Source organism: Microvirga sp. M2, from assembly GCF_047497095.1.
Classification (GTDB): Bacteria; Pseudomonadota; Alphaproteobacteria; order Rhizobiales; family Beijerinckiaceae; genus Microvirga.
The window spans coordinates 1,068,156-1,083,890 of record NZ_CP134063.1 but is presented as its reverse complement, the minus strand read 5'-3'; the positions used below and the strand labels follow the sequence as shown (position 1 = coordinate 1,083,890).

General features: G+C 63.9%; 17 protein-coding genes. 8 read left to right on the top strand and 9 right to left on the bottom strand.

The features are described from left to right. Positions 1–7: 7 nt before the first annotated feature. From pheS to RE429_RS05050, 5 genes are all read right to left on the bottom strand, one after another. The gene (gene pheS, locus RE429_RS05070; RefSeq protein WP_414473256.1) at positions 8–1,090 is read right to left on the bottom strand and encodes a phenylalanine--tRNA ligase subunit alpha; all 1,083 of its coding nucleotides are present in this window, start codon (positions 1,088–1,090) and stop codon (positions 8–10) included. A 177-nt stretch (positions 1,091–1,267) separates the two neighbouring features. After that, complete coding sequence (gene rplT, locus RE429_RS05065) at positions 1,268–1,636, bottom strand: 50S ribosomal protein L20 (protein ID WP_047187696.1); 369 nt, start codon at positions 1,634–1,636, stop codon at positions 1,268–1,270. 42 nt (positions 1,637–1,678) lie between these two features. Further along, complete coding sequence (rpmI, locus tag RE429_RS05060; RefSeq protein WP_036362945.1) at positions 1,679–1,879, bottom strand: 50S ribosomal protein L35; 201 nt, start codon at positions 1,877–1,879, stop codon at positions 1,679–1,681. Between the two features lie 200 nt (positions 1,880–2,079). Further along, positions 2,080–2,610, bottom strand: a complete 531-nt coding sequence (gene infC, locus RE429_RS05055) for a translation initiation factor IF-3 (protein WP_370436271.1) — start codon at positions 2,608–2,610, stop codon at positions 2,080–2,082. Positions 2,611–2,739: 129 nt separating this feature from the next. Then, a complete protein-coding gene (locus RE429_RS05050) occupies positions 2,740–3,984 on the bottom strand; it encodes a glycosyltransferase family 4 protein (protein ID WP_414473255.1) in 1,245 nt (414 codons plus the stop codon). Positions 3,985–4,062: 78 nt separating this feature from the next. Between RE429_RS05050 and RE429_RS05045 the strand changes: the two genes are divergently transcribed. Next, a complete protein-coding gene (locus tag RE429_RS05045) occupies positions 4,063–4,824 on the top strand; it encodes an alpha/beta hydrolase (RefSeq protein ID WP_414473254.1) in 762 nt (253 codons plus the stop codon). 46 nt (positions 4,825–4,870) lie between these two features. Here RE429_RS05045 and RE429_RS05040 read toward each other — a convergent pair whose 3' ends face one another. Beyond that, positions 4,871–5,137, bottom strand: a complete 267-nt coding sequence (locus tag RE429_RS05040; RefSeq protein ID WP_414473253.1) for a DUF1150 family protein — start codon at positions 5,135–5,137, stop codon at positions 4,871–4,873. A gap of 27 nt (positions 5,138–5,164) precedes the next feature. Further along, on the bottom strand, positions 5,165–5,599 hold the full coding sequence (locus tag RE429_RS05035; RefSeq protein ID WP_370436267.1) for an Hsp20 family protein: 435 nt from the start codon (positions 5,597–5,599) through the stop codon (positions 5,165–5,167). Positions 5,600–5,845: 246 nt separating this feature from the next. Between RE429_RS05035 and RE429_RS05030 the strand changes: the two genes are divergently transcribed. Continuing rightward, positions 5,846–6,646: a class I SAM-dependent methyltransferase gene (locus tag RE429_RS05030; RefSeq protein WP_414473252.1), complete on the top strand. Its 801-nt coding sequence runs from the start codon at positions 5,846–5,848 to the stop codon at positions 6,644–6,646. A gap of 189 nt (positions 6,647–6,835) precedes the next feature. Here RE429_RS05030 and argH read toward each other — a convergent pair whose 3' ends face one another. After that, a complete protein-coding gene (gene argH, locus RE429_RS05025) occupies positions 6,836–8,236 on the bottom strand; it encodes an argininosuccinate lyase (protein WP_414473251.1) in 1,401 nt (466 codons plus the stop codon). Positions 8,237–8,440: 204 nt separating this feature from the next. On the opposite strand from argH, the gene RE429_RS05020 reads away from it, so the two are divergent. The 6 genes from RE429_RS05020 to RE429_RS04995 are packed head-to-tail and all read left to right on the top strand — an operon-like array spanning position 8,441 to position 14,746. Next, positions 8,441–10,036 (top strand): ABC transporter substrate-binding protein, encoded by a 1,596-nt coding sequence (locus RE429_RS05020; protein ID WP_414473250.1) that lies wholly within the window; start codon positions 8,441–8,443, stop codon positions 10,034–10,036. A 7-nt stretch (positions 10,037–10,043) separates the two neighbouring features. Then, positions 10,044–11,099, top strand: a complete 1,056-nt coding sequence (locus RE429_RS05015; protein WP_414473249.1) for an ABC transporter permease — start codon at positions 10,044–10,046, stop codon at positions 11,097–11,099. Next, complete coding sequence (locus RE429_RS05010) at positions 11,099–12,031, top strand: ABC transporter permease (RefSeq protein WP_414473248.1); 933 nt, start codon at positions 11,099–11,101, stop codon at positions 12,029–12,031. Before RE429_RS05015 ends, RE429_RS05010 begins: the two co-directional genes overlap by 1 nt. After that, positions 12,028–12,864: an ABC transporter ATP-binding protein gene (locus RE429_RS05005; RefSeq protein ID WP_414473247.1), complete on the top strand. Its 837-nt coding sequence runs from the start codon at positions 12,028–12,030 to the stop codon at positions 12,862–12,864. The genes RE429_RS05010 and RE429_RS05005 overlap by 4 nt, the downstream gene beginning before the upstream one ends. A 2-nt stretch (positions 12,865–12,866) precedes the next feature. Then, complete coding sequence (locus RE429_RS05000; protein ID WP_414473246.1) at positions 12,867–13,646, top strand: ABC transporter ATP-binding protein; 780 nt, start codon at positions 12,867–12,869, stop codon at positions 13,644–13,646. 32 nt (positions 13,647–13,678) lie between these two features. Then, on the top strand, positions 13,679–14,746 hold the full coding sequence (locus tag RE429_RS04995) for a dipeptidase (protein ID WP_414473245.1): 1,068 nt from the start codon (positions 13,679–13,681) through the stop codon (positions 14,744–14,746). A gap of 144 nt (positions 14,747–14,890) precedes the next feature. On the opposite strand, the gene RE429_RS04990 is transcribed toward RE429_RS04995, so the two are convergent. Further along, positions 14,891–15,730 (bottom strand): ABC transporter permease, encoded by an 840-nt coding sequence (locus RE429_RS04990; RefSeq protein ID WP_414473244.1) that lies wholly within the window; start codon positions 15,728–15,730, stop codon positions 14,891–14,893. Positions 15,731–15,735 lie beyond the last annotated feature (5 nt).

The following is a 15,735-nucleotide window of genomic DNA, read 5'->3' as shown; positions in this document are numbered from 1 at the left end:
CTCCTTGTTACGCGGTCAGACCGCTGACGAGGGACGGGATGTCGAGCGGGCGGAAGCCGTAATGATTCAGCCAGCGCACATCGGCCTCGAAGAACGGGCGCAGATCCGGCATGCCGTATTTCAGCATCGCGATGCGGTCGATGCCCATGCCCCAGGCGAAGCCCTGGTACTCGTCGGGATCGAGCCCGCAATTCCTCAACACGTTCGGATGGACCATGCCGCAGCCGAGAATCTCGAGCCAGTCTTCGCCTTCGCCGAAGCGGATCTCGCCGCCTTTTCGCGAGCACTGGATGTCGACTTCCGCCGACGGCTCCGTGAAGGGGAAGAACGACGGACGGAAGCGCATCTTCACCTGGTCGACCTCGAAGAACGCCTTGCAGAACTCTTCGAGAATCCACTTCAGATGCGCGATATTGGCCTGCTTATCGATGACGAGGCCTTCCACCTGATGGAACATCGGGGTGTGGGTCTGGTCCGAGTCGTGGCGATAGGTGCGGCCCGGGATGATCACGCGGATCGGCGGCTGCTGGCCCGTCATCGTGCGGATCTGCACCGGCGAGGTATGCGTACGCAGCACCTTGCGCTCACCCTTCTCGTCGGGGGCGAGGAAGAAGGTGTCGTGCATCTCGCGCGCCGGATGGCCTTCGGGGAAGTTCAAGGCCGTGAAGTTGAGGTAGTCCGTCTCGATGTCCGGCCCTTCGGCCACGGAGAAGCCCATATCGGCGAAAATCGCCGTGAGCTCCTCGATCACTTGGCTGATCGGGTGGATGCGACCGCGGGCCTCCGGCGCCTCCGGCACGGGAAGCGTCACGTCGATGCGCTCGGCGGCAAGGCGCGCCTCGAGCGCCGCCTCGGCGAGCGTCTCCTTCTTACCGGCGATGGCACCTTGCACCCGGTCACGCAGGCCGTTGATGAGCGGACCGCGTTCCTTGCGCTCCTCCGGCGTCATGGCGCCGAGGGTTTTCAGGAGTTCGGAGACGGAGCCCTTCTTGCCGAGCGCGGACACGCGCACGGCTTCAAGAGCCGCTTCGTCGCCGGCGGCTTCGACCTGGGAAATCAGGTCACGTTCGAGTTGATTGAGATCGGTCATCGGTCCCTTGCCAGATGCAAGCGCTTTCAAGTGAGGCGCGGCGCGGGAACCGTGAAGTCGTCCGAGCCGCGTGGTCGCAACCGACAGCTTTCAGCCGTCAGCGCGGATGGTCTCGGAGAAGGGGGTAAGGCGGTGCGGCTGAACGAGCCAGCCGCACCGAAGCTAGTCTATCCGGCTTCAGGCGGCCTGCTGCGGCAGGGCGGCCTTGGCGCGCTCCACGTAAGCGGCGAACGCCGCCGGCTCATGGATGGCCAGCTCGGACAGGACCTTGCGATCGACCTCGATCCCAGCCTTGCCGAGACCGTCGATAAATCGGGAATAGGTCAGGCCATGCAGGCGAACCGCAGCGTTGAGGCGCTGGATCCAGAGAGCGCGGAAGGTGCGCTTCTTGTTGCGACGGTCGCGAGTGGCATATTGCATGCTCTTCTCGACCGCCTGCTTGGCGATGCGGATCGTGTTCTTGCGGCGGCCGTAGAAACCTTTGGCGGCCTTGAAAACCTTCTTGTGCTTGGCGTGGGCGGTAACGCCCCGTTTGACGCGGGCCATGGAAAAACTCCTTCAGAATCCGGGATGTGTGGGAAGACCGCCTTAGCCGTTCGGCAGGAAGTACTTCTTCACGTTGTAGGCGTCGCCCTCGAACAGCGTCGTGGTGCCGCGCAGGTTGCGGATCTGCTTGTTGGTCCGCTTGATCATCCCGTGGCGCTTGCCGGCCTGGGCGTAAACGACCTTGCCGGTGCCAGTGATCTTGAAGCGCTTCTTCGCGCCCGATTTCGTCTTCAGCTTGGGCATTTGGCTCTCCTTTGGTCAGGCCTGCGGAGCGGCTTCAAACCGTCCCTCGGCCCATTCTTTGCTGCTGTGAGCAAAACGAACCGCCACGGCAGCCCTAACAGCCGGGCGGTTCGATGAAGGGCGGCTTATGGCAGAAGCCCGCCCAAAAAGCAATGGCCCCGAAACTCAGGGGCCATGAATTTGCCTGGGCATGGAACCCCTTAACGGGGTGCCAGCACCATGACGACCTGACGGCCCTCGAAGTTGGGCTCCTGTTCGACCTTGGCGAGATCGCCTACATCGGCCTTCACACGCTCGAGAACCTTCAGGCCCAGATCCTGGTGCGCCATCTCGCGGCCGCGGAAGCGCAGGGTGATCTTGACCTTGTTGCCTTCCTCGAAGAAGCCCTTCATGGCCTTCATCTTGGTGTCGTAATCGTGGTCGTCGATGCCCGGGCGCAGCTTGATTTCCTTGACCTCGACGGTCTTCTGCTTCTTGCGCGCCTCGGCGGCCTTCTTCTGTTCAAGGAAGCGGAATTTGCCGTAATCGAGGATCTTGCAGACCGGAGGGGTCGCGTTCGGCGAGATTTCCACCAGATCGAGGCCAGCGTCCTCGGCGATGCGCAGAGCATCGAAGAAGGGCATCACGCCCCGATTCTGTCCGGTATCATCGATCAGCTGAACTTCGCGGACGCCGCGAATGTCACGGTTTGCGCGCGGGCCCTCTTTTTGCGGCACCGGCAAGGGTCTCATGGGACGGCGAATGGCTTTTATCTCCTGTTTGAGGGCTCAGTTGAGGGGGGAGACCTTTTTCCAAAAGCCTCTGCAGCATGCTCAACCTTGCCATGAATGATCTGACATTTCGCGCAAAATGGCGGGAAGTCAACTTGTTCTGTGGGCCGACCAGCTATCCAGAAGGGCGGAATACACATTCAGAGTGCTCGAAACCATGCGTTCGAGCGAGAAGTGACGCTCCACATGGGCCCTCGCCCGGGTCCCCAGGGCGATTCTCGCGCTGGCGCCCAGGTTCAGCGCGGCCCCGACCGCTTCGGCAAGGGCGTCCGCATCGCCCGGCGGAATCCGCCAGCCCGTCCGGTCCTGGGGCGAAACGGCGGGCGGGGCAAGAACCGTCTCCGGTACGGCCCCGAGTTCCGAGACCACCACCGGGGTGCCCATGGCCTGCGCCTCGACGGCGGAACGGCCGAAGGCCTCCGGCTCGGTCGAGGGAACCGTCACCACCGCCGCGGCCAGGAAGGCAGCCGGCATGTCGGTGCAATGACCGACCCGACGCACGATTCCTTTGAGCTTCTTGGCCTCGATCAGGTTCTCGAGCTCCCTCACATAGGAATCCCGGCCCTGCGGATCGCCCGCCAGGATATAGGCGACATCCGTCACACCTGCGTCGCGCAGCTTGGCCGCGGCTTCGATGAGAACCTTATGGCCCTTCCAGCCCGTCAGGCGGGCGGCGAGCAGCACCACGCGCTCGTGCGGGGCGACATTCCAGGCCTGCCGCAAGGCCTCGATCCGCTCCGGCGCCACGACCGAAGGCGAGAATTGCAGGAAGTCCGTTCCCCGGTAGATCACCCCGATCCTGTCCGCGGCCTGGGGATAGTGAGAGCGGATCAGGTTGCTCGTATATTGCGAGTTCGCGATCACCACATCGCCGCGGGCCATGACCGAGTTGTAGAGCACCTTGACAGAGGTGCGGCCGGAATAGCTGCCATGGTAGGTCGTCACGAACGGAAGGTTGAGGCTGCGCGCGGCGCCGAGCGCCACCCAGGCCGGGGCCCGCGACCGGGCATGAATCAGGGACACGCCCTCTCTGTGGCAGATCTTGGCGAGCTTGCGCACGTTGAGCAGCATGGAGACAGGGTTCTTGGTCGCTGCCGGGAACGGAATCCAGATCCCGCCCTTTGCCTGGAGTTCGCCCACGAGCCGCCCGCCCTCGGTGGCGACCAGGGCGCGCGCGCCGACATGGGCGATGCCCTCGGCGATATCCACTGTGGTGCGCTCCGCCCCGCCGGCCTCAAGCTCCGGGATGATCTGCAGGATGGTCCGGCCTGCCAGGGGATGAACGTTTGACGACGGGAATGCCGCTCCTCCGCCGGGTCGCGCTGAAAAACTCACCGATGTAAGAGCCTTCTCGAAGATGATGACAGAATCGCATTAAACCCTTGCTTCAAAGCAGTTGAGGACAGGTTAACCATGCAGCAAAGCGTCACAGTCGGCTCCGGGGCGAACGAGCGCCGGATCGCCGTGCTCCATCGCGAGGGCAAGGCCCCCCCGGTGGTCTGGATCGGCGGCTTCAAATCCGACATGCGGGCCACCAAGGCGAGCTTGGTCGATTCCTGGGCGGAACGCAAAGGTCGCGCCTGCCTGCGCTTCGACTACAGCGGTCATGGCGAATCCGGGGGCGATTTCGAAGCCGGCACCATCTCCCGCTGGCTGGAAGAGACGCTTGCCGTCATGAAGGAGTTCCTCAAGGAACGCCCCGTTCTCGTGGGCTCCTCCATGGGCGGCTGGATCGCCCTCCTGGCCACACGCCATCTCCTGGAGAAGCACCCCGCCCTCGCCCCCGTGGGCATCGTGCTCATCGCGCCGGCCACGGACATGACGGAAAGACTGATGTGGAACCGCTTTCCGGAGGACCTCAGGCGAACCCTCGAGGAGACGGGCGTCTATTACCGCCCATCCGCCTATTCGGACGATCCTTACCCCATCACGAAGACGCTGATCGAGGACGGCCGTCGCCATCTTCTCCTCGGGCAACCGATCCAGGCCGGCTGCCCCGTCCATATTCTGCAGGGCATGGAAGACCCGGACGTCCCATGGGAGCACGCTCTCGAACTGGTGGAGCACCTGCCCGGGGACAGCGTGTCGCTCACGCTCATCAAGGATGGCGACCATCGGCTCTCCCGGGACGAGGATCTGGAGCGCCTGATCGCAGCGGTCGAGGCGATCGCCTGATCCCATGGCCCGAGGCGGGCCGGAGGCTCCGGCCCGCATTGACATGCTAGTGGAGGCTCACCGTGGTCAGATCGTGCGCCCAGGCGTTGGCGACCGCGGCATCGCGGGAATCCGTCAGCACGATGGGCTGCCCGCTGGCGGACAGAAGGGCAAAGAGCTCCATTCCCGGCTGGAGCTTGGGAGCCTCCGGGAAGAGCCGCGCCACATCGTCCGAGCGCAGCGGCTTCACATAAGCCATCTCGCCGAGGCCAAGGGTCGCCAGCTCAGCCGCATCCAAAGGCTGACCGGCATGATTGTTGATGTCGTGGTTCATGGCCATCTCCTTATGCGGACGCTGCCGTTACAGCTTGTCCGGGGCGCTGATGTTGATCTTGCGAATGATCCGCTCCGGTTCGGGCCGGACAAGATCGATCGACAACAGGCCGTTGGACAGGTCGGCGCCCAGAACCTCCATGCCTTCGACGAGGAGGAAGGTGCGCTGAAACTGACGGGCGGCGATGCCGCGATGAAGGAAGTGCCTGGTCTTGTCGTCGGACTGACGCCCCCGGATGACGAGTTGGTTCTCCTCCAGGGTCACTTCGAGCTGATCCTGGGTAAATCCAGCGACAGCCAAGGTGATGCGCAGACGCTCGGGAGCGCGCTCGGTCCTAGCCAAACGCTCGATGTTATAGGGAGGATAGCCGTCTCCAGCTGCTTTCGCGACCCGGTCGAGCGCCTGCTCGATCTCGTCGAAGCCTAACAGAAACGGATGCCCAAACGGCGACTGACGCGACATATTCGAAGCCCAAGGTTAGAGGCACTTCGGTTGATTGTGAGCCCGCTCATGCGGCACTCACGCGGCCCTGTTCGAGCCGCTATCGGCAATATGGATATGGTTCCCGAGCGGATCAAGACCTCGGCAGCGTGTTGCCGGACGGGCGTGCGGGAAGAGTCAACGGCCCGCCCGCCTACCTCCCAAGATAGGTTATCCGGCCCCCTGTTCTGACCTATGATCGCTCCGTCGCCTGACAGGAGCAACGGCATGGCCGAGAACGTGCAGTTCCGCTGGGCCAGCGGTGGTCTCTACGAGCCTTATGCCGGACGCTGGAGCCGAATGGTGGCCCGGGAATTCCTCGTCTGGCTGAACGCGCCGCCGGCCCTCGACTGGCTCGATGTGGGCTGCGGCACAGGGGCCCTGACCGAGGCGATCGCCGAACGCTGCGCCCCCAGGCGCCTCGCCGGCATCGACGCGTCCGAAGGCTTCCTCGACTTTGCCCGCCAGCGCCTCGAAGGCATCGCCGTCGAACTGGGTCGGGCCGACGCCCTGAAGCTGCCTTATGCCGCTGCCGAGTTCGACCGGATCGCATCGGGCCTCATGGTGAACTTCGTGCCGGACAGAGAGCGGGTCGTCGAGGAGATGGCGCGGGTCGCACGGCCGGACGGCGAGGTGGCGCTCTATGTCTGGGACTATACCGGCAGGATGGAAATGATGCGCCGCTTCTGGGATGCAGCGGCGGCCCTGAACCCTCATGCGCGGGAACTCCAGGACAATTGGCATGCGGTGTTCTGCCAGCCGGAACCGCTCTATCGGCTCATGGAGGGAGCCGGGCTCACGCATATCGAGATTCGCGCCATCGACGTCCCCACCGTCTTTCGCGACTTCGACGATTATTGGACTCCGTTCCTGGGAGGGCAGTCTCCCGCGCCGGTCTATTGCATGACGCTGAGGGAAGACGATCGCTCCGCACTGCGCGAAAGATTGCGTGAAACGCTTCCCACACAATCCGACGGCAGCATCCATCTGTCGGCGCGCGCCTGGGCCGCCAGGGGCCGCAGGCGCTGACCCATCCAACAGCATCGTTCTTTCCAAGAAGGGAACATCGGATTTAATCCCAAAAGGGCAAATCCGCTTCCCGCGTCCGATGCTCGACAGCATCGGACGTGAAATCGGACCCACATCCGATGCTGTCAGTCTATGGTTTTCTGAGCATCTTTCCACGCAAAAGCGGTTCCCACTTTTGCGTCCGATGCTCTAGACCCGGCCGCGCCACCAGGCGACCTGCTCGGCCACGCGATCCGGCGAGGTGCCGCCGAAACTCGTGCGGGAGCGGACGGAATTCTCGACGCCCAGGACGTCATAGATGCCCTTGTGAATGCGCGGCTCGACCGCCTGCATGACGTCGAGCGGCAGATCCTCGAGGCTGCAGCCGCGCTTCTCGGCCTCCGAGACGATGCGGCCCGTCACGTGATGGGCATCCCGGAACGGAATGTTGAGGCTGCGCACGAGCCAGTCGGCGAGGTCCGTGGCCGTGGAGAACCCGGCCCCGGCGACCGCCGCCATGCGTTCCGGCACGGGCTCGAGGTCCTGGATCATGCCGGTGGTGGCGGCCAGGACGATCTCGAGGGTGTCGGCCGCATCGAAGAGCGGCTCCTTGTCCTCCTGCGTGTCCTTGGCATAGGCGAGCGGCAGCCCCTTCATGACGGTGAGCAGGGTGACCAGCGAGCCGATCACGCGGCCCGTCTTGCCGCGCACCAGCTCCGCCGCATCGGGATTGCGCTTCTGCGGCATCATGCTGGAGCCCGTGGTCCAGCGGTCGGGGAGCTTCACGAAACCGAAGGGGGCCGACATCCAGATGATGATCTCTTCGGCCAGCCGCGACAGGTGCATGGCGCAGATCGAGGCGGCCGCCATGAATTCCAGCAGGCTGTCCCGATCCGAAACCGTATCGAGCGAGTTGCGGGTCGGACCGTCGAACCCCAGGGCCCGCGCCGTCATGTGCCGGTCGATCGGGAAGGACGTGCCCGCCAGCGCACCGGCGCCGAGCGGGCATTCGTTCAGGCGACTGCGGGAATCGCGGAAGCGGCTGCGGTCGCGGCCGAACATTTCCACATAGGCCATGAGATGATGACCGAAGGTCACGGGCTGAGCGCTCTGGAGATGGGTAAAGCCCGGCATGACGGTCGCGACATGGGCCTCAGCCTTGTCCAGCAGGGCCTTGATCAGGTTGGTGAGCTGCTCGTCCGCACGGTCATGGGCTTCGCGCACCCAGAGCCGGGTATCGGTCGCCACCTGGTCGTTGCGGCTGCGGGCCGTGTGAAGGCGGGCCGCGGGGTCGCCGACGATCTCCCGAAGCCTGCTCTCCACGTTCATGTGAATGTCTTCCAGGGCCTTGGAGAAGGTGAAGCTGCCGGTTTCGATCTCGCCCAGGACCCTCTGCAGGCCCTGGTGGATGGCGTCGCGGTCGCTGTCGGCGATGATGCCCTGCTTGGCCAGCATGGCGCTATGGGCGATGGAGCCCTGAATATCCTGGGCATAGAGGCGCTTGTCGAAATCGATGGAGGCGTTGATCGCCTCCATGAGCGCACTCGGAGAGGACGAGAACCGCCCGCCCCACATGGTGTTGGCACCAGATTTCTTGGCTTCTTCAGACACTGTGTTTCACCCGGAATTCACGTTCGCTAAGCCTTTGCCACAGGTCGCCGGCCGAGGCAAAGGCGTAACAGGGCTGCACGACCATTAAGCACACTGCGCAATGTTTGCCAGTTTAAAACCAGTCGCTAGACTCGACAGCGCCCATGTGATTTGCATTCATACGGCTGCACAAGAGCGCATCCAGCGCTGGAAGGGGACTGGCCCATGAAAAGACTACCGAAATTCCTCCTATCCGCCGCGATGGTGGCCACGATGGCGACCTCGTTCAACGCCGTTCAGGCGGCGACGCCTCCGGACACTCTGGTCCAGGCCTGGCAGATCGACGACATCATCTCCCTTGACCCTGCGGAAATCTTCGAGTTCAGCGCCTCGGAACTCGCGGGCAACACCTACGAGCGGCTGATCAACTACGACGTCAAGGACGTCTCGAAGATCTACGGTGAGGTCGCCGAGTCCTGGACCGTCTCCGACGACGGCAAGACCTATACGTTCAAGATCCGCCAGAACAAGAAATTCGCCTCCGGCAACCCGCTCACGGCCGAAGACGTAGTGTTCTCGCTGCAGCGCGCCGTCCTCCTCGACAAGTCGCCCGCCTTCATCCTCGGTCAGTTCGGCTTCGACAAGAACAACGTGAAGGACAAGATCAAGCAGACCGGTCCCAACGAATTCACGATGGAAGTCGACAAGCCCTATGCTCCGACTTTTGTCCTGTACTGCCTGACTTCGACCGTCGCTTCCGTCGTCGACAAGAAGCTCGTGCTGCAGAACGAGAAGGACGGCGACCTCGGCTATGCCTGGCTCAAGACCCATTATGCCGGCTCGGGCCCGTTCAGCATCCGCGACTGGAAGGCGAACGAGGTGGTCGTTCTCGAGCGCAACCCGCACTACGAGAAGAAGACCCCCCTCGCCCGCGTGATCTATCGTCACATCAAGGAGACGGCAACGCAGCGCCTGCTCCTCGAAAAGGGTGACGTCGACGTCGCCCGCAACCTGAATCCCGAAGAGCTCGCGGCCCTCGCCAAGAACCCGGACATCAAGATCGACTCCGCCCCGAAGGGAACGGTCTACTATCTCGGCCTCAACCAGAAGAACCCGAACCTGGCCAAGCCCGAAGTCCGCAAGGCCCTCAAGTATCTCCTGGACTACTCGGCCATTGCCGACACCATCATGAAGAACAAGGGTGAGGTCCACCAGGCATTCCTTCCCAAGGGCTACCTGGGTGCGATCAGCGAGACCCCGTACAAGCTCGACGTCGCCAAGGCGAAGGAGCTTCTCGAGAAAGCCGGCCTGAAGGACGGCTTCACGGTCACGATGGATACCCGCTCCACCCCCGAGATCACGGGCGTCGCCCAGGCCATCCAGGCGACCTTCGCTCAGGCCGGCGTCAAGCTGGAGATCATCCCGGGCGACAACAAGCAGACCCTGACCAAGTACCGCGCCCGCCAGCACGACATCTATATCGGCCAGTGGGGCTCGGATTATCAGGATCCGAACTCCAATGCCGACACGTTCGCGGCGAACGACGACAACGCGGACGACGCCAAGGCGAAGCCGCTCGCGTGGCGCAATGCGTGGGATCCGGGTCCGCTGACCGCCAAGACCCGTGCTGCGGTGATGGAGCGCGATGCGGAGAAGCGCGCCCAGATGTACAAGGACCTGCAGCAGGCCGTCATGGACGACGGCCCGTTCGTGGTGTTCCTGCAGCAGATCGAAGTGGCTGCGGAGCGCAAGAACGTGGATGGTTTCGTCATGGGACCGTCCTTCGATACCAACAGCGTGGCACAGGCCAAGAAGAACTAATTTTTCGATGGCATCATCAATCGCGAATGGAGGCGGAGGGCACAGCGCCCTCCGCTTCTATCTTACAAAGACCGCTCACTTTGTTTTCGTGCTGGCGACGACCCTTCTCGGGCTTGTTGCCGTCACCTTCTTCATCGGCCGCATCGTTCCCATCGATCCGGTTCTCGCCATTGTCGGCGATCGAGCCCCGCCTCAGGTCTACGCCCGCGTCCGGGAAGAACTCGGCCTGGATCAGCCTCTCATCGAGCAGTTCCTGATCTATGTGAAGAAGGCCGTCACGGGCGATTTCGGCAATTCGGTTCTCACCACGAACCCGGTGATGACCGACATCATCAACGCATTCCCCGCGACCTTCGAACTCGCGACGCTGGGCACCCTCATCGGCGTTCTCGTCGGGATTCCGCTCGGCGTTCTGGCCGCCGTGAAGCGCGGCAGCCTCATCGATCAGGTCGTGCGCTTTCTCGGTCTTGCCGGATATTCCATCCCGATCTTCTGGCTCGGCCTCATGGGCCTGCTGCTGTTCTACGCCAAGCTCGGCTGGGTCGCCGGTCCAGGGCGCATCGACGTGACCTATTCCTATCTCTACACGCCGGTGACGGGCATCGTGCTGATCGATACCGCCATGCAGGGCCAGTGGGATGCGTTCTGGGATGCGGTGTCGCACATCATCCTGCCCGCGTGCCTGCTCGGTTATTTCTCGCTCGCCTATATCAGCCGCATGACGCGCTCCTTCATGCTCAACGAACTGGCGCAGGAATACGTGATCGCGGCGCGCGTGAAGGGCCTGTCCGAGATGCGTGTGATCTGGCGCCATGCCCTGCGCAATGCCGCGGTGCCGCTGGTAACGGTGATCGCGCTGTCCTATGCGAACCTGCTCGAAGGGTCGGTGTTGACCGAAACCGTGTTCGCATGGCCGGGTCTCGGTCAGTACATCACCAATTCCCTGCGCAACGCCGATATGAACGCGGTGCTGGGTGGAACGCTCGTGATCGGCGCCGTTTTCGTGCTGCTCAATCTCGTCTCCGACCTGCTCTATCGCCTGCTCGATCCGAGGACCCGCTGATGGCCGGCTCCCCTGCCCTTTCTCAACCGACAGGCCTGCGGGCCTGGCTTCTGTCGCCCGAACCCGCCTCCCGCTGGCAGGCGCGCCTCGGCCGCTTCTATCTCGGCTGGCGCTCCTTCACCCGGAACCCGCTCGCGGTGCTGGGTCTCGGCATCGTGGTGCTGCTCATTTTTGTCGCTCTCTTCGCGGACGTCATCGCGCCCTATTCGCCCGTGGTCGGGGGCGACCTGCGCACGGAGCGCCTGCTGCCTCCGAGCGGGACGTACTGGCTCGGCACCGACGACCAGGCGCGCGATATTCTGTCGCGCATCATTTATGGCTCGCGCATCACGCTCTTCGTCATCGTCCTGGTGTCGGTCATCGCAACGCCCATCGGACTTCTGGTCGGCACGATCGCCGGCTATCTCGGCGGCTGGGTCGACACGGTGCTGATGCGCATCACCGACATTTTCCTCGCCTTTCCGCGCCTCGTTCTCGCGCTCGCCTTCGTGGCGGCTCTGGGCCCGGGCATCGAGAATGCGGTGATTGCCATCGCGATCACGTCCTGGCCTCCCTATGCGCGCATCGCCCGTGCGGAGACGCTGATGATCCGCAACAGCGATTTCATCGCGGCCGTGAAGCTGCAGGGCGCCTCCACGCCGCGGATCATTCTCGGCCATGTGGTGCCGCTGTGCATCTCGTCCCTGGTCGTGCGCGTGACGCTCGACATGGCCGGCATCATCCTGACCGCTGCGGGCCTCGGCTTCCTGGGCCTCGGCGCCCAGCCGCCCCTGCCCGAATGGGGTGCCATGGTCGCGACGGGCCGCAACTATCTCATCGATCAATGGTGGGTCGCCGCCATGCCGGGCCTGGCCATCTTCGTGGTGAGCCTCGGCTTCAACCTGCTGGGCGACGGCCTGCGCGACGTTCTCGATCCGAAGGCCGCGAAATGACGAAGCCGCTTCTCGAAGTCGAAGACCTCCGCGTCCGCTTCCACCTGCGCACCGGCACCGTCGAGGCGGTGCGCGGCGTGTCCTTTCAACTCGGCCGCGAGCGGCTCGGCATCGTCGGCGAGTCCGGCTCGGGCAAGTCGCAGACGGGCCGCGCCATCCTTGGCCTCACGCCCCCTCCCGGGGAGGTCACCGCCAAGCGCCTGAATTTCGACGGTGTCGATCTGCTCACCGCCTCCAAGCGCACGTTGAGAACCCTGCGCGGGGGCCGCATCAGCATGGTGATGCAGGATCCGAAATACTCGCTGAACCCGGTCATGACCATCGGCGAGCAGATCATCGAGGCCTACCGGGCCCATGCGAAAGCCGGCCGCGCGGAAGCCCGCGACAAGGCGCTCGCCATGCTGGAGGCCGTGAAGATGCGCGACCCGGGACGGGTCTTCTCGCTCTATCCGCACGAGGTGTCGGGCGGCATGGGCCAGCGCGCCATGATCGCCATGATGCTCGTCACGGACCCGGACCTCCTCATCGCCGACGAGCCCACCTCCGCGCTCGATGTAACGGTGTCGATGGAGGTTCTGCGCATTCTCGACGAACTCGTCGCCGAGCGCGGCATGGGCCTCGTCTTCATCTCGCACGACCTGAAGCTCGTCTCCTCCTTCTGCGACCGCGTGCTCGTGATGTATGCGGGCCGCGTGGTGGAAGAGCTGGAGGCCAAGAACTTCCGCAATGCCCAGCACCCCTACACGCAAGGCCTCATGCGCTGTCTGCCGACCCTGGCGGATGACGTTCGCCCGCTCCCGACCCTGAACCGCGATCCATCCTGGGCGCTCTGATCATGCTCGATATTCAGAACCTCAATGTCGTCTTCGGCACGGGCCGCCTCAGGGTCGAAGCGGTCAAAGACGTAAGCTTCACGGTGAAGCGGGGCGAAGCCTATGGTCTCGTGGGCGAGTCCGGCTCCGGCAAATCGACGGTGCTGCGCGCCATCTGCGGCCTTGCGCCGATCACGGGCGGGCATGTGCTCGTGGACGGCAAGGAAGTGACAACGCCGCGCAGCCGGGATTTCTACCGAACGGTGCAGATGGTCTTCCAGGACCCCTATGCCTCGCTCCATCCGCGCCACACGGTCGACCGCACGCTCTCGGAGCCGCTCGCCATTCACGGCGAGAAGGATGCGGAGGCCCGCATTCTTCAGGCTCTGAAGGAGGTAGGCCTCGGCCCTTCCTTCCGATTCCGCTATCCGCATCAGCTCTCGGGCGGCCAGCGCCAGCGCATCGCCATCGCGCGCGCGCTCATCCTGCGCCCCAAGGTGCTGCTCCTCGACGAGCCGACCTCGGCGCTCGACGCATCCGTGCAGGCGGAGATCCTGAACCTTCTCGACGAGCTGCGCCGCAAGATGGGCCTGACCTATATCCTGGTGAGTCATGATCTCGCCGTGGTGGCGCATCTCTGCGAGCGCCTGCTCGTCATGCGCCACGGCGAGGCCGTGGAGGAAACGGCATCGGAGTCGCTGCGCTCCGGCAAGGCCGCAAACGAGTATACCCAGTCCCTGATCCAGGCGAGCCAGGGCTTCACGCGCAACCAATCGCAGCCCGCTCACGCCAAGGTCGGCTGAGACGTTTCCATTTCATAGGATTGTTTGAAAACATGTCCCGCGCTCCTCTGATGCCCGTTTTCGATGGTCACAACGACGTTCTCCTGCGCCTCGTGCGCGGCTCGCTCCCGCCGGAGAAGGCGTTTCTCGAGGGCGACAATATCGGCCATCTCGATTGGCCCCGCATGAAGCAGGGCGGCTTCTTCGGCGGGTTCTTCGCGGTTTACGTGCCCTCGGAGGATATGGGCATCGACGTCGACGCCCTGATGACCCGCACCGAATACGACGTGCCCCTGCCGTCGCCGCTGCCTCTGGCTCCGAGCCAGCAGGTGACGGTGCACATGGCATCGCTTCTGATCCGCATCGAGCGCGCATCGAAGGGCGAGGTGAAGATCTGCCGGTCGGCTGCTGACATCCGCCACTGCCTCGACAACGGCAAGCTCGCCGCGATCCTGCATATCGAGGGCGCCGAAGGGATCGACCCCGATCTTCACATGCTCGACGTGCTCTATGAAGGCGGCCTGCGCTCCCTCGGCCCGGTCTGGAGCCGCCCGAACATCTTCGGTCATGGCGTCCCCTTCCGTTATCCGTCGACGCCCGATACGGGCCCCGGCCTGACCGATCGCGGACGCGAACTGGTGAAGGCATGCAATCGCCTGAAGATCATGGTCGATCTCTCGCACCTCAACGAGAAGGGCTTCTGGGACGTCGCCAAGCTGTCGGACGCACCTCTGGTCGCTACGCATTCGAACGCCTATGCCGTGTGCCAGCATTCGCGCAATCTCACGGACAAACAGCTCGCCGCCATCCGCGAAAGCCGCGGCATGGTGGGCGTGAACTTCGCCACCTCGTTCATCCGCCCCGACGGGCAGCGCGACGACAAGACGCCGCTGGAGGAGATGATCCGCCACATGGATCACCTCATCGAGCATGTGGGCGTCGACGGCGTCGGCCTGGGATCCGACTTCGACGGCGCCACCATTCCGGCCGAGATCGGCGACGTGCGCGGATTGCCGCGCCTGGTCGATGCCATGCGCAGGCACGGCTATGACGAGGCGACTTTGCGCAAGCTCTGCTACGAGAACTGGATCGACGTTCTCGATCGCACCTGGGGACGGTGATCCCGCCCCATCAGACGCACTCCGTCATGGCCGCACTTGATGTGGCCATGCACGTCTTTAACCATACCCGGCCAAAGCATACCCGACCAAGACGCGGATCCCCGGCACAAGGCCGGGGATGACGAAGAGTGCTTGTGAGCAGGCTTACCGTTCCGCCTTCGCGGTGAGCGCGAAGATGGTCGCGATGCCGCCGACGCCGAGCATCAGCAGGAGGCTCACGGCATTGATCGCCGGCGTCGCCCCCTCGCGCATCTGACCGTACATGGTGATCGGCAGCGGCGGCTCGGACCCCACGAGCATCAGCGTCGTGTTGAAGTTCTCGAACGACATCAGCAGGGACACAAGTCCCGCCCCGACGAGCGCGGGGCTCAGGAACGGCAGCGTGATCGTACGCAGCACGCGCGCACGGCTGGCCCCGAGATCGAAAGCCGCCTCTTCGAGCGAGCGGTCGAATTTGCGCAGACGTGCCGCGATGATGAGCGTCGAAATCGTCAGGATGAACGAGAGCTGGCCCAGAACGACCAGAGGCAGGCCGGGGCGCAGAAAATCGAGATCGGTCTGAAGCCACTCCTCGAGCCCGTTCGCCACCCGCGAGAAGAAGGCCAGGATGGAAATGCCGAGCACCACGCCGGGAATGACGAGCGGCCAGAGCATCATCATCGACAGGAGCGTCTTTCCGGGAAATTCGGCCCGCTCCAGCACCCAGGCATTCACGGTGCCGACGATGACGGCGAGAAGCGCCACGGGCACGGCGATCTTGAAGCTGTTGGCGATGGTGTCGAGCCAGATCGGGTCGACCAGCACGCCCGGCTTTCCGAAAGCCTCGCCCGAGCCGATGAACCATTCGAGCGTGAAGCCCTTCCAGGGAGGAGACGGGAACGGGCTGGCATTGAAGGCGAAGATCGCCACGACCAGGAGCGGCGCGAACAGGAAGGCGTAGAACGCCGCGATATAGAGCTTCCAGGCGAGGGACGGACGGTTCATGACGG